The 14367-nt window shown below is 30.5% G+C and carries 10 protein-coding genes and 1 pseudogene; 2 read left to right on the top strand and 9 right to left on the bottom strand.

Features of this window, described 5'->3' with window-relative positions; translation table 11 throughout:
* Positions 1-158: 158 nt before the first annotated feature.
* The 5 genes from QZV12_RS05985 to QZV12_RS05965 form a co-directional block, all read right to left on the bottom strand.
* Positions 159-1169 carry a DegT/DnrJ/EryC1/StrS aminotransferase family protein gene (locus QZV12_RS05985; protein ID WP_295618752.1) on the bottom strand — a complete coding sequence of 337 codons (1011 nt, stop codon included), beginning with the start codon at positions 1167-1169 and terminating at the stop codon, positions 159-161.
* 220 nt (positions 1170-1389) lie between these two features.
* Positions 1390-2583 carry a hypothetical protein gene (locus QZV12_RS05980; protein ID WP_295618750.1) on the bottom strand — a complete coding sequence of 398 codons (1194 nt, stop codon included), beginning with the start codon at positions 2581-2583 and terminating at the stop codon, positions 1390-1392.
* A 275-nt stretch (positions 2584-2858) separates the two neighbouring features.
* Complete coding sequence (guaA, locus tag QZV12_RS05975; RefSeq protein ID WP_295618747.1) at positions 2859-3785, bottom strand: glutamine-hydrolyzing GMP synthase; 927 nt, start codon at positions 3783-3785, stop codon at positions 2859-2861.
* A gap of 230 nt (positions 3786-4015) precedes the next feature.
* Positions 4016-4258 carry a hypothetical protein gene (locus QZV12_RS05970; protein ID WP_295618744.1) on the bottom strand — a complete coding sequence of 81 codons (243 nt, stop codon included), beginning with the start codon at positions 4256-4258 and terminating at the stop codon, positions 4016-4018.
* Positions 4259-4377: 119 nt separating this feature from the next.
* Entirely contained in the window at positions 4378-4947 is a 570-nt protein-coding gene (locus QZV12_RS05965; RefSeq protein WP_295618741.1) for a GMP synthase subunit A, read from the bottom strand.
* A gap of 1061 nt (positions 4948-6008) precedes the next feature.
* Between QZV12_RS05965 and QZV12_RS05960 the strand changes: the two genes are divergently transcribed.
* A complete protein-coding gene (locus QZV12_RS05960) occupies positions 6009-7469 on the top strand; it encodes a hypothetical protein (RefSeq protein WP_295618738.1) in 1461 nt (486 codons plus the stop codon).
* A gap of 195 nt (positions 7470-7664) precedes the next feature.
* Here QZV12_RS05960 and QZV12_RS05955 read toward each other — a convergent pair whose 3' ends face one another.
* On the bottom strand, positions 7665-8603 hold the full coding sequence (locus tag QZV12_RS05955) for an NAD(P)/FAD-dependent oxidoreductase (protein WP_295618735.1): 939 nt from the start codon (positions 8601-8603) through the stop codon (positions 7665-7667).
* Positions 8604-8978: 375 nt separating this feature from the next.
* Here QZV12_RS05955 and QZV12_RS05950 point away from each other — a divergent pair, with 375 nt between their 5' ends.
* The gene (locus QZV12_RS05950) at positions 8979-9590 is read left to right on the top strand and encodes a DUF2112 family protein (RefSeq protein ID WP_295618732.1); all 612 of its coding nucleotides are present in this window, start codon (positions 8979-8981) and stop codon (positions 9588-9590) included.
* Between the two features lie 59 nt (positions 9591-9649).
* On the opposite strand, the gene gatE is transcribed toward QZV12_RS05950, so the two are convergent.
* The 3 genes and pseudogenes from gatE to QZV12_RS05935 all read right to left on the bottom strand — a co-directional run bounded on the left by gatE (position 9650) and on the right by QZV12_RS05935 (position 14308).
* On the bottom strand, positions 9650-11590 hold the full coding sequence (gene gatE / locus QZV12_RS05945; protein ID WP_295618729.1) for a Glu-tRNA(Gln) amidotransferase subunit GatE: 1941 nt from the start codon (positions 11588-11590) through the stop codon (positions 9650-9652).
* Positions 11591-11602: 12 nt separating this feature from the next.
* Positions 11603-12918 (bottom strand): annotated as a pseudogene (gatD, locus tag QZV12_RS05940) (Glu-tRNA(Gln) amidotransferase subunit GatD).
* Positions 12919-13876: 958 nt separating this feature from the next.
* Positions 13877-14308 carry a very short patch repair endonuclease gene (locus QZV12_RS05935; RefSeq protein WP_295618726.1) on the bottom strand — a complete coding sequence of 144 codons (432 nt, stop codon included), beginning with the start codon at positions 14306-14308 and terminating at the stop codon, positions 13877-13879.
* Between the last annotated feature and the right edge of the window lie 59 nt (positions 14309-14367).

Genomic DNA, 14367 nt, shown 5'->3' with positions numbered 1-14367 from the left:
TTAAATTTGTGACACCCTCTCAAAAAAAAATATTTTAAAATAAAATAATTATTCTATTTAAAAAATCTATTTAAATATAAAATCTGTTTAATATAAAAAAGTATTCTATAAAAAAATCTATTTTAAAATAAAAAATAGAATTGAAAAAATAAAAAAATCTAATCAAATTTCTTTAATGTATCAACAATGGAATCCAAATTATCATTATTAAGACAGGAAATGTCCAAGTTTTTTATTTCCAAAGCAACTGCTTTTGTTTTTAATCTATTGTAATTTGGACATTTGGTTACCATTCCATGACTATCCAATATAAATTCATGACGCAATTTATAAGACAATCCCTTATGATCATCTGTTTTTAGAATTACATTAATTCCCCTTTTATCTGGATGGAAGACTTCAAAATTGGTTTCAGACTCTATTTTTTTCTTTAGATACAATGTAGCTTCAATTGTCCTATTTAATGTATCGTTTGCAAAATCCAATTCCGTATTTATTCCACAGGCAGTTATATTGCTTGCCTTAACTGTTTTTAAAATAACTGAAGAATTTTTGAAAAATGAATTGTCATTGGCTGTAATAAATCCGCCATTTTCTACATTCACTATCTTTGGAGAGCCAGTTGATCCAATAATGATATCTGAGTAATTTCCATTTGCTAATTTTCCTTCTGAATCAGTGATAGAGCCAGAAGCATCTTCAACTAAAAGAATATTATGCTCATGAAGATAACTGCTTATTTCCTTGATATTCTGTTCAGCAGTGTATCCCGCAAAACTTGTTAAGAATAGTGCAGATTTACTGCTTTCATCATTTAAATTTAAAGAAGGCCTTTCAAAAGGTGAGTGAATTATTTCATCCACATGTTCCAAATCAATCAAACCATGATTTGTTTTTACAAGCTTTAAATCCTTATTTAAAAAATGAGCAAACTGCTTGAATCCACTCCATCCACCTTCATCAGGAATGAGAATTAAACCATCTATTGCATTCATAATTGCTAAAATAGCTGCATTTCCACTATTGACCAATTTGGCATAATCATGATTTGTAATGCTTGACAGCTTATCTTCTGCCAAACTGTGATAATCTTCATTATCTTCACCAATTGCCACTTTTGACATAGCCATTTGTGTTTCCTTAGATGGTTTTTTAAATTTAAGATTCATATTTTTAACCTAATTAAATATTTTTTATAAAACTGATAAATATCAATAATTATTTAAAATTAATTAAAAATTAATTAAAAGTAATTAAAAAGTAATTATAATTTAATTCCTATTTCAAAAAGAAATAATCTTAAGAGATTAGTGTAAATCAGAATATTCTTCAGAAATAATCTTAAGAGATTAGTGTAAATCAGAATATTCTTCAGAAATAATCTTGACATTATTGCAAATCTGGAGATTTCTTAAAGAAATTATCCAAAGTAGTCTGTTTGGAATGTAACAATTCCTTTAATAAATTGCTTTGCCTTACATATTTGCTGATTGGAATCTGCAATTTTGTTCCACAGTAAGCAAGAGAATCCTTTAATGATTCAAACTCCTTATAATCACCATCCATAGCAAATTTAATGTTTTCTCGTACATTAAACACTCCCAATGGAATATAGCCAGAATAAGCTTCTCTAAGAATAATTACACCTGACTGAAGCTTAAGCTTAGCCAACTTATCAAGAACAGCCATTTTAGCTGAATAATAGCATCCTCCAACACAGGAATATTCTGTTTTGTTGGTGTTAGTTTCATAGTCTGAAAACATCATTTCCTCTCCACCTAAGACCTTAATGAATGCCTCAAACCATTCATACTGCCATTCTGTAGGTGTTAAGATGATTGCATAATAATTGTTCAGGCTTGAAAACTCATAAACCCTGTGTGTATCCATAATAGGATAATGTCTCACTTCCTTAAGCAGGCTATCTGCAATTGTGCTGTCACATGCTGTAATGGACCATCTTGTTGGAACCAATTTTCGATTCTTCTTAAGACCAAATGCACCTACAGAGAAAGCCTTTTGCATTGCTGTGAAAGGAACATCCTTATTGTGAAGATTCATCACTGCTTCCCTTGCCTTTAGGTCAGTGTCATAAAAGCTCTTTTCAAGCTGCTTATCCCATCTCACTGCATCAATATCGAACTTTTCAATAATTGCACTTGGACCATGAGGTGTGATTTCCTCGTTGAAGCTTGCACCAACAGGCTTGGATCCAAAAGTTGCTTCACTGTCAATTGACTTTGATGCAAGGGAAATGTCCTGAAGCTTTTCAACAAAGGGATTCTCAACATCCTTAATGTCTATCAATTGCTTTCCTCGAACAAGATTCATACGATATGTGATGATATCCTCTTGGGTCTTGTCATTAGCTATCCACTGCTCTGGAGAGTCCATAATATAAGTGTCTCCAAGCTGAGGAACCATCATAGGTCCAGCATATACCTTAGGATAACTCCAGAGACCTATAAAAACTGAAGGAGGTGTACTCCCATCTAAGTCCTTTCCTACTTCGACTGAATTCATCTTTACCTTTTCAGTCAGCTTTTCCAAATAAGCGTTTTTAGTAGCCTTAGATGTTCTCATAATAATACCTTAAAATAATTAGCCTTAAATGTCTTCATAATAATACTAAAACAATTAGTCTAAAGTTTTCATAATTTTACTAAAACAAATGTCCACAATGTTTTCATAAAAATGCTAAAATAATTAGACACAATGTTTTCATGATAATGCTAAAACATTAGCCTATAAGTTCTCATGTAATCTAAATAATAAAACAATTTAATGATGATGGTTTAATATAGTGTTTAAAAATGAAAATAGTTAAAATTAGTTTAAATAAACTAATTTAACCTTAATTAACAGAATTCAATGGTACTAGGTGGTTTATCACTAATGGATAAAGCAACATGAGTAACTTCAGAAACTTCAGAAGTGATTCTGCGGGAAATGGTTCTTATTACATCCCATGGCATTTCAGGAACAGTTGCAGTCATAGCATCAATGGAACTGATCAATCTGATTACAACCAAATAGCCAAAGTCTCTTTCATCACCTTTGACACCAGTAACCTTAGTGTCAGTAAGTACAGCGAAATATTGCCATAAATCCTTATCTAAACCAGCTTTTTCTACTTCTTCCCTTACAATAGCATCTGCAGCTCTACAAACAGCTAAGTTTTCTCTTGTTAAAGCTCCAACAACTCTTACACCAAGACCTGGACCTGGGAAAGGTTGTCTTTGGACAATGCTATCTGGAAGACCTAATTCAGTACCGACTTCTCTTACTTCATCCTTATATAAGTCTCTAACTGGTTCAACTACCTTTAAAACCATACCGCTTGGCAATGCCATATTGTGGTGAGTCTTGATTTCACCTTCGGTTTCAATCCAATCAGGAGCAATAGTACCTTGAACCAAGTATTTAGCATCAACTGCTTGTGCTTCTCTTTCAAAGACTTCAATGAACACTCTTCCAATGATTTTCCTTTTTTCTTCAGGATCATCAACACCTTCAAGTTCAGACAAGAACTCATCGGAAGCATCAACATATTTAAAGTTTAATCTTTCTTCAAAGACTGCACAGACTTGTTCTGCTTCTCCTTCCCTTAATAAACCATGGTTAACAAATATTGCAGTTAAGTTATCTTCAATAGCTTCTTGAGTGAGAACAGAACATACAGAACTATCAACTCCACCAGATAAAGCTATGATTGTTTTTTCATCACCAATTTCATCTTTGATTTTGCGTGTAGCATCTTCAATAAATTCTTTTGGGCTTAACATAAAAATACCTTTAATAATTATTTAAAAAATAATCAAAATCATTCATAGAATTGTCTAAATTGTCTTTTAAGAATAATTCATCATCAAGATGGTTAAAAATTATCTAAAAAATATTTTAGAACTTGATAGATCAATCCATTGAATCTAAAAATACAATTTTAGACTCTACAAACAGCCAATCTATTCTAAATCTAAAAAATACAAGTTTAGACAATCCACTAACAGTCAATCTATTCGAAATCTTCGATGAATTCCATAATGATAGCTTCTAAGCCTTCGTCTTTGCCGTCCATTACAGCATCCATCATATCTTCATATTTTACGTATTTTTCAATTTTAATAGCTTTTTCACCAATACCAGTGATTCTGAAATCTTGTTCGCCGTCACCGATAGGAATGCTAATGGTTTTGAATTTTAAGTTAGCTTTGTTGTCTACTGCTTTCTTTTTGAAGTCATCCACATTATCAAACATATTTAATCAACCCTTTTTTGAAGTTAAAATTAAAAAATAAATATTATTTCTTAAATTCTTTTTAATTCATTCTTTTAAATTTATTCACAATAATTCTGACCACTTAGTTAATTGAAAAATTATTCCTCATTGAACTTTTGACAAATCTCATAAAAATTCTTAAAGATAAATTCACCTTTTGGAGTATGATGAACCTCTGGATGGAACTGAATTCCATAAATCTCCTTTTCCTTATGCTTCATTGCTTCAATGTCACATAGAGAGGATGTTGCAATTATGTCAAATCCTTCTGGAAGAGTATGAACTTCATCCTTATGGGAGCTCCAAACATCAAGAGGAGATTCAAGCCCCTTAAAAAGGTTTTCAGTATCTAAAAGATCTATTTTTACTTGAGCGTAACTTTCAGTATCTGAAGTTGAAACCTCTCCACCAAATGTCTTAGCTATTAATTGATGACCTAAACAAATTCCAAGAATAGGAATATCAAAGTGCTTAATATACTCTGCAGCATTACCTACACCATCAATTGAAGGACCACCTCCTAAAATTAAACCGATAGGTTCTTTTGCTTCAATTTCTTCAATAGTCAGTTCATTGCTAACCAACTGAGAAGGAATTTTAAGATATTGTAAGCTTCTTTGAATTCGGTGATTGTATTGGCCTTTGTTGTTAATAACTAAAATTGTCATATAATCGCTCAAAATTATTTATTGAATAAACATACCCTATAATATTTATATTATAAAACTAAATATTTGTTTTTATATAATTATTATAATAATTTATATTATATTTAATATTATATATAAGTTTATTAGATTTGAAAGTGAAAAATGAGAAAATGAAAAAAAATTCAATATATTGATTTTCAATACAAAAAAAATTGCAAAACTCGATAAGAATGAAATCTTAAAATTAAAAAAAACCACCAAATAAACAAAATTTTAAATAGTATTAAATGAAAAATAAATAATATGGAAACCGATGAATTAATTACATACTTAATAATAATTATTGTATTGGCAGTGCTAATCAAATTATTCGCATGGCTATTACCGGTTCTTGTTGTTTTAGCAATAGCTTATGTCTTTTATCTTTACATAACTGAAAAACAATAGAATCATAACTATTTTATTTTTTAGCTATTTCATATAGCCATTATATTTTTATTTAATTTTTAAGCTTTTTTTAAACTTTCTATTTTTTAAATTACTAATTATTTTTTAAACAATTTTTAAGAATTTTTATTATTCTAAACAGCACTTTTTTTAAACAGTTTATAAAAAAAATATAATCCTTTATAAAGCCATACCCCCACTTAAAAATATTATAAAAAAATCATAACCATTTATAAACCCATACCCTATCTTAAACATTAAAAAAAAAAAAATCATAACCATTTATAAACCCATACCCTATCTTANCATTAAAAAAAAAAAAAATCATAACCATTTATAAACCCATACCCTATCTTAAACATTTAAAAAAAAAAAATCATAACCATTTATAAACCCATACCCTATCTTAAACATTTAAAAAAAAAATCATAACCATTTATAAACCCATACCCTATCTTAAACATTTTATAAAAATTTTCTATTTTTATTATACTTTTTTTAAAAAATATTTATTTTTATATGATTTTGTAAAACACTCTCAAAATCTAAATCAATAAATTTATATTAAATAGATTAAAAAAATATAGTATAAGTATTGTTTTAAAAAAAAACTCCAAAAAGGAGGGATGATAATGGATAAAAGAATATTCAGAATTTTTTATGTTTTACTAATCTTTTTAGTAATCATAAATATCAACATGATATCTGCTGGAGAAATAGAACAGACAACAGATTCATTTTCTCAAGATGTTTTAAGTGACAGCACAGAAATTGATCAATTGAATTCAACTGATGATGCTGCCATAAGCGATTTAAAAACTAATGATGAAGACTCAAATTTAAAAGCTGATGCAAATGCTCAAGAGGTATCTGAAACAATTGAGGCTGGAGACAGTTCTCAAATCAATGAAGATACTGTTTTAGACACTCCGAAACCTGCATTGAAGAAAGCATACTTAACTGCTAAAGTTTTTGTAATCAAAGGAGATTATTTGGAAGTTAATCTAAAAGACAGTTCAAATAAAGGCATTGCAAATGAAAAGGTAGCTCTTAGACTCAATGGAAAAACTCATTCTGCTATTACAAACAGCAAGGGAATTGCTAAATTTAAAATTAATGAAGCTGGAAAAACCTATAAGACCATCATGAAATTTTATGGCAATTCCATATACAAAACAACAAATAAAACCTTTAATCTAAGAGTGATTGGCAAGCCAATCTACGCTAAAATAACTCTTGCTTCACATGGAGTCATAGTGAATAAAACCTTAAAGATCTATTTGAAAACCAAAGCAGGAAAAGCAATATCCAAACATAGCATTTTAGTTAGCTTTGATGGAAGAACATATAACAAAACCACAAATAAGAATGGTTTGGCAACATTAAAAATAAACAGAAAATCAAAGTTATATGATTTGGTAGTTAAATATTATGGAAAAGGCAATTATGTTCCAACTGGAATAACAACCAAAATAAATGTCTTTAATAGCAAGCTCATTGGAAAAAACAGCAATGGAAAAGTATATTTCCAAGGAATAATAGGAAACCGCAGCTCTAAAATAAAAATAGCATATGTTGTAGGTCTCCATCCTCCAGAGCATAAGGCACATGAATATGTTTACAAGGTCTTGACAAACAAGATCAATATGAGATATAAGTATTACATATATAAGATTGATGTTACTAAAAAGTCAGGAGAATACTCCACTGACAGAATGAGAGGACAAATCCTTGCTAAAAACTACATTGTTCCTCATGCAAAGAAACAAAACTTCAAATTGGTTATCGACATTCACTCAACAAGTGGAAAAACCTATGCTAAGACATACTTTATTCATGTTCCTAAAAATAAGCATGCTCCTTCTATGAAATTAGCTAAAAAGACTATTGCAACCATTAAAAAAATAGAACCGAATTCCAAGATGCTATATTGGTCACCTCCAACTCAAACAAGTCCTCCATATATACACTTGCCTCTTATTAAAGCAGGTGTTCCAACATTTGTATTTGAAACCTGGACTTATGAGAAAAAATCAGTGACCAATAAAAGGGCAAAAATCTTAACAATAGCTGTTGACAAGATATTTGGTTAAATAGCCGAATATCTTAATTTTTCTTTTTTTTTTTTGGAATCATAAAATAGTTCGTATTTATACAAATAAATAAGATAGACAAAAAATCAAATGAAATAATAAATTTGATTAAAAAATATAGAAAAAAAACATACTAAATAATAAATTTAATATAAAAAATAGAAAATAAAAAAATCAAACAAAATAATAGTTTGATTATAAATTTAAATCTTCATAAGCAGATATGGCAGCTACCGCACCTTCACCACATGCTACAATCCACTGTTTTACTCCACCTGTAATATCACCTGCAGAATAAACTCCTTTAACATTGGTAGCCTGTTTTTTATCAGTTATGATATATCCTCCTTCATCAAGGGCAACACCTAAATCCTTTGCCAAATCATTGGAAGGATCATCACCGATTGCAACAAATACTGCATCTGTTTTATAGTCCTCTTCAACTCCATCCCTTAAAAGAGTAACTGAATTAACCATCATTTCTCCCTTAATCTCTTCAATAGTGGAATTCCAAAGAACTTCAATTCCATTTTCCTCTAATGCCTTTTGAAGGTGGTGTTCACATCTAAGCTCATCACGTCTGTGAACCAATTTGACATTGCATCCAAGGTTTTTAAGGTATAATGACTCTGCAGCAGCACTATTGCCGCCGCCACCCATAAGAACATCCTTTCCTATGAAAAACATTCCATCACATGTTGCACAGTATGCCACTCCACGACCTAAAAACTCTTCCTCTCCAGGTATGTTCAAATGTCTGTGAGATGCTCCAGTAGCTAAGATAATGGATTTGGCAATGAATTCCTTAGCTCCATCATCATCTTCAGTCATTAATAAAGGAGAATATTTAGTTTTCAAATGAAATCCATCTTCTGTTTTTTCAATTGAATCAATTACTGTGTTTTCCAATATTTCACAATAATTTTCGCTTTGAGCCTTCATCTTTTGAATCAATTCCATTCCGGAAATAGATTCAAAACCAGGATAATTCTGCATCATAGGCACTTCCAATCCTAATCCACCAGCACTTGACTTATCAATAACTAAAGTCTTAGAGTTTTGTCTGCCGGCATATATTCCTGCAGTCAATCCAGCAGGACCTGCTCCAATAATTATAATATCGTACTCTTCCATAATAACACCAAATTAGAATTTGACTAAAAAATACTTAAATCATTTAATAATTAATAATATTCAATAATTTATAAATTAAAAGAAAATTATAAAATTGTTTTCTTAATTAACTAATTATTCTTACTTATTTATATATTTTAATATAAAAATAATTAAATAAGACTATTTCGAAACGGATATTAAAAAATCAAAAAGAGTTCAAATATTTTAAAATAATATTATAAGACTTCAAATATTCTAAAATAACATTTTAAGAATTCAAATATTTTAAAATAATATTATTAAACTCCAAATATTTTAAAATAATATTATAAGAGTTCAAATATTTTAAAATTATATTAAAAATAAATGAAAAACCTTAATCGAGCTAAAAAAATGAAAGTGGCAGTTATACCTGATGCAGCAATGATTATCATACCTCTAATTGAAAAAAATGGACACGAATATATCTCCCCTACAAATTTTTCAAAATACAACAATAATGAAAATGAGGATCCAGAGGATAAACTAGACAGAAGCAGGGCTCCATTCACATTATATGGTGATAGGATATTAATTGGAAATAAGTATACAACCAATGAAGTCCCATCAGGAGTCAGAGGAAGATTATCACTAATGGATGTAATTATACAGAATGCTGATGCTGCAATTATCTTAGGACATAGGCCAAAGGATTATAAGCCTATGTATGACGTGTTGAATGAACTGATCCTATTTGGAGGAACCGGATGCATCAATGAACACAGTCTTGTCATAAACATAATGAAAAATAGGGATATTCCTATTTTAGAGTTAGCTCATCCAAAGAATCAAGATGAAATCATAAAACTTATAGATAGAGTAAATGATTTTTTAAGGAATTTAGATAATTATAAAGGTAAAAAAATCATCTTTAATGATGATAACTTGAATATTGATTTAAAAGAAAGGGAAAGTGAAAAAATAGACTTAAAAGAATTCAATAAAATCTTAAAAAAGTACAAATAAAATCAATAAAATAATATTACTAGATAAAAATAAAAAAAAGAAAAGAAAAAAGAGGAAGATTAATTCATTAAATTCTGAATCTCTTCTCTTACAATCTTATTCACTAAACTACCATCTGCTTTTCCTTTAAGTTTTTTCATGCTCATTCCCATTAAAGGACCCATAGCACCCATTTGACGTTCCTTAATCATAGACTCATTTTGAGTGGCTATTTCATGAATAATGTCCCTAACTGCATCTTCACTTAAAAGAGTTAAATTAGCTTCTTCTGCAATGACACCAACGTCTTCATCTGGTTTTTTACTGACTTCAACCATTAAGTCCTTCAATGCATCCTTAGAGATTTTTCCTTCTTCAAGAAGTGAGAATATTTCAGCTAATTTATCTTCATCAAAAATTGAAACATCAATTCCTTCTCTTCTTAAGTCCCTTAAATCAGAAACAAGTACAGAAGCAACAGTAGTAGGATCTACCTTAACCTTAGATAATAATGATTCGAAAGTGTCTCCAAGCAATCTTCTTACAATCTGATTTGCTAAATCTTCAGAGAGCTTGTACTCTGCCTTGATTCTTTCCTTCTTCTCATCAGGAAGTTCAGGAAGGTTGTTTTTAATAGGCTCAATCATATCATCAGTAATTTGGAACAATGGAATGTCTGTTTCAAGATACATTCTGTTTGCAGTTGGAAGAGGTCTCATATATTCAGTGTTTCCATCATCCAATGCTTTTCTTGTCTCTTCTACAACACCATCAAATGCCATGTTAGCTCTTCTTATTACTTCATTTAGAGCATTTACAGCAACATCCTCATCGTGAGCAACAATGATGATGGCGTCTTGAGGACCTATCTTCAAGAACTCCTTCATAGCATTTACTTCATCTTCCTGAATACCATATGCAGGTAATTCATCTGTGTGGAAAAGACCGGAAACTCCCATCTTTTTAGCATAGCTGGACAATTCAGTACCAAATCTTCTACCTGGCTGAATCTCTTTTCCAATCAATCCATCAAAGCCTCTTAATATGATACACTTAATGCATGCTGCAGAGGATAAGATCTTAGAGGAAGTGTCCTTAAACACTTCATCAAGGTCATAGATGGTCTCTTCAACACTTGCATTTCTTTCAATCAATTCATCCTTGATGTCAGCAAGTGCCAATTGTCTTTGAACCTCTCTTTCCACAATTTCAGGCATTAGGTCAAGGTCCTGCACACCTTTGATCTCCACTCTTGCACCTCTTGTAATAGAGATGTTTACGTCTTGTCTGATTGTTCCAAGACCTCTTTTTACATTAGTGCTTCTTAAGACCTGACCAATCATATATGCAACTTCCTTGATTTGCTCTGGATGGTGCATGGAAGGGTCTGTAGTGATTTCTGCAAGAGGAATTCCTAATCTGTCAAGTCTGAATTCAGTGAATTCATCATCTGAATCAATTCTTCTTGCTGCATCCTCTTCAAGCCCTAAGGATTCAATGGCAACTCTTCCATAAGGAGTGTCTAAGTAACCGTCAGTTGCTGCAAGACCGGTTCTTTGGAAACCTCCAGTGTTACTTCCATCGATTACCTGTTTTCTCATTGTATGGAATTCATCAACCATTTTCATGTTTAAAAGTGAAGCTATTGTAATACAAATATCTAAATCTTCCCTATTCAATGCGTGAGGCGGTTCATCATCAGTTTCAACAAGGCATGTGTGATTGTTAAAGGATTCATACTTAAATGTCATATCCCTTAAGGATTCCTGTAATGCAGCTCTGTCTATTTGACCTAATTCACTTTGGGTTGGCCTTAGGTTTCTAATGATTCCATCATCAAACTCATCATCAGTAAGCTCAGTTGAACATGGACAGAAGAGCTTATGGTTTGTATTCAATTGCTGGTGGATTTCCAAACCCATCATAAGTCCAAGCTCTTCCCAATTTCTTTCTATTTTAGGAGTTTTAGACTTTTCATTCTTGTTTCCTTTGTTTCCTTTTTTAGATTTGTTTTTAGCCATTCTTTTTCCTCCCTAATTCAAGAAATATTTAAGTGAAGAACTTTCATTTAATTCTCCAGCAATATTGGTTTGAATAATATTCTTAACTTCATCCATATTTTCAGTTTGTCCTAAAGCCCATGCCAATTTTACAAAGGCAGTTTCAGGAGTCATGTCCATACCGGAAATTACACCTGCATCAAGTAATAGTCTTCCAGTACTGTAAACGTTCATATTGATTGTTCCATATAAGCATTGGGAAGTCATTACAACTGGGATTCCTTCATCATTTGCACGCTTTAATGTGTCAATCATATAATCTGGCACATGTCCAAGTCCAGTTCCTTCAATAAGCAATCCTTTGTATCCCTTATCAATGTGATAATCAATTATGTCAGAGCTTATTCCTGGGAATGATTTGATAAGTGCAACCTTGCTTTCAATAGCTGTGTTCAATTCAAGCTCATTTTCTCCACGCTTAATGTATGGCAAGTTTACGGATTTGACTTTTCCATCCCTTAAAAGAGCTATTGGCTCTGAATCAATGCTTCTAAATGTGTCTCTTCTGCTTGTGTGCATCTTGCGCACCTTAGTACCCTTATGAAGTGCACAGTCACCATCATTCAATGTATTGTGCATAAGGACTGTAACTTCTGCAATGTCTGACAATGCAGCTCCACAGGAGTTGTAAATATTAAGGAATGCATCTGTTGATGGCCTGTCTGAACTTCTTTGAGCACCTGTAATCACAATAGGAACCGGAGTCTTGATCATAAAACTCAATGCAGCTGAAGTGTAATGCATAGTGTCTGTACCATGAGCAATGACAATACCATCAGCCCCATCATTGATGTCATCTGAAATTGATTCTGCAGCTTTAGTCCAATATTCAGGCTGCATATTTTCAGATAAAATATTGTATAAAGCCTTTACATCATAATTTGCAAGGTCTAATAATTCAGGGTTTGCTCTAAGCAAATCCTCTGCAGTGAATTTAGGATGTACAGCACCAGTCTTGTAGTCGATAATGGAAGATACTGTACCACCAGTTGATATGATGGAGATGTTTTTCTTATTTGGGTCTTTTTCTATTTTATCTCCTTCAAAACCAATCTTAGGCTTGTCTCCCTTTTCAATAAGTTCAATAGCAGCAGATTCAATGTTTACTCCAACATTGTAACCGCTGTCAAGTTTAATTACTATATAAGCATCTTTTGCATCTTCAGATCTGTCAAGCAATATTCCCTCATAGGAAATATCTTCCTTTGTTACCTTGTTACCTTTATTGTATCACCAATGGTAACATTGGCCTTATCTAAAAACTCTTTGGAAATTTCTTTATAAGTCATTTAATTCCTCTTAATCTTTTTGAATAATATTTAATTAGTATAATTAAAATAGATTTGTAATCATTTAAAAATCTATATTATATTAATTATATTTATTAAAGTATATAATATTTAGTTAAATATTAGAAATGAGTTTACAAAGATTGTAATAAAAAGTATGAGAAGAAAATAACAAAGAAAAAAGAAAAATAGAAAAATGAAAAAAAGAATTAAAGAAATATAAAATAAATCATGAAAAATAATGAAAATCAAAAAAAAGAGAAAATCAAAAAAAAGAATTAAAGAAATATAAAATAAATCATGAAAAATAATGAAAATCAAAAAAAAGAATTAAAGAAATATAAAATAAATCATGATAAATAGTGAAAATTAAAAAAAAAGAATTAAAGAATTAAGTTTTTAAAAAACTTAATTAAAAAACAAAATAAATAATAGTTACATCTATTATTATATTGATACAATCCGCAAATGTGAATGTAAAGTATCATTACATATAGCTCATATGTAATCGAGGACTACATCTACCTCGTTTAGGAAAACTAATAATCCTAAAAATACTAAGAAACTAAAAAATACAGTCATGAACATTTAGCAACTCCATTTTTAAAGTTCTATATTTTTATAGAACATGAATTAATATGATCTTTTTTTACTTAAAAAAATCATACTTACTAATAGTATTTAGGAACTAGTATATAAATACATATTATTTCCTTTTTTAACTGTTCGTATTTTCCAGTATAAACTACGAACAATCTTTATTTTTGAAAATAAATCGTGTTAAATCATTATAAATAATTACAAATCATGATAAATAATAAAAATAGCGAAAATATTGGAATTTAGTAATACCATTATTTCATATTATTAAAACAAATAAGACCAAATAATTTAAAAATAAATAATAATGGAAAAAAAAGAATTAAAAAATAGCAAAGACATAATTGGAATGAAAATTTCAATACTTCTTGTCCTCAGAGGTTATTCGAGTGTATAGGACTTCAAGTGTCTCATCACGCTTGTCATTCTTCAATTCACACTCCCAAACGGTGAGAACATTCCATCCCATTTCCTTAAGCTCTTTCTGATTATGCTTATCACGTTCCCTATTGCCATAGAGCTTTTTCTCCCAATAATCAACATTGGACTTTGGCATTTTAGCATACTTGCATCCATCATGAAGATGCCAGAAACAGCCATGACCAAAGACAGCAGTCTTGTATTTAGGAAGCACAATATCAGGACGTCCAGGATATCTCTTATCATTCTTGCGGAATCTGAGACCTCTTGAAAACAAGTACTTTCGAACAAGAATTTCAGGCTTGGTGTCCTTGCCTCTAATCCTTGACATGACATAGCTTCGTGTCTCTTTGCTAAATTTATCAGCCATAAAATCACTTCTAAAAAAAAATCAAATAAAGATAATTTTAAAAATATAACTTTAAGTGA

The sequence above is a fragment of the uncultured Methanobrevibacter sp. genome (genome assembly GCF_902769175.1).
Lineage (GTDB): Archaea > Methanobacteriota > Methanobacteria > Methanobacteriales > Methanobacteriaceae > Methanobrevibacter.
This window is presented reverse-complemented; position numbering and strand designations above follow the sequence as displayed.

Bases quoted from the DNA above. Each gene is read 5' to 3' on its own strand.
- QZV12_RS05970 (WP_295618744.1), bottom strand. From the start codon at position 4,258: ATGTTTGATAATGTGGATGACTTCAAAAAGAAAGCAGTAGACAACAAA.
- QZV12_RS05950 (WP_295618732.1), top strand. From the start codon at position 8,979: ATGAAAGTGGCAGTTATACCTGATGCAGCAATGATTATCATACCTCTA.
- QZV12_RS05980 (WP_295618750.1), bottom strand. From the start codon at position 2,583: ATGAGAACATCTAAGGCTACTAAAAACGCTTATTTGGAAAAGCTGACT.
- QZV12_RS05935 (WP_295618726.1), bottom strand. From the start codon at position 14,308: ATGGCTGATAAATTTAGCAAAGAGACACGAAGCTATGTCATGTCAAGG.
- QZV12_RS05955 (WP_295618735.1), bottom strand. From the start codon at position 8,603: ATGGAAGAGTACGATATTATAATTATTGGAGCAGGTCCTGCTGGATTG.
- QZV12_RS05960 (WP_295618738.1), top strand. From the start codon at position 6,009: ATGGATAAAAGAATATTCAGAATTTTTTATGTTTTACTAATCTTTTTA.
- guaA (WP_295618747.1), bottom strand. From the start codon at position 3,785: ATGTTAAGCCCAAAAGAATTTATTGAAGATGCTACACGCAAAATCAAA.
- QZV12_RS05985 (WP_295618752.1), bottom strand. From the start codon at position 1,169: ATGAATCTTAAATTTAAAAAACCATCTAAGGAAACACAAATGGCTATG.
- QZV12_RS05965 (WP_295618741.1), bottom strand. From the start codon at position 4,947: ATGACAATTTTAGTTATTAACAACAAAGGCCAATACAATCACCGAATT.
- gatE (WP_295618729.1), bottom strand. From the start codon at position 11,590: ATGGCTAAAAACAAATCTAAAAAAGGAAACAAAGGAAACAAGAATGAA.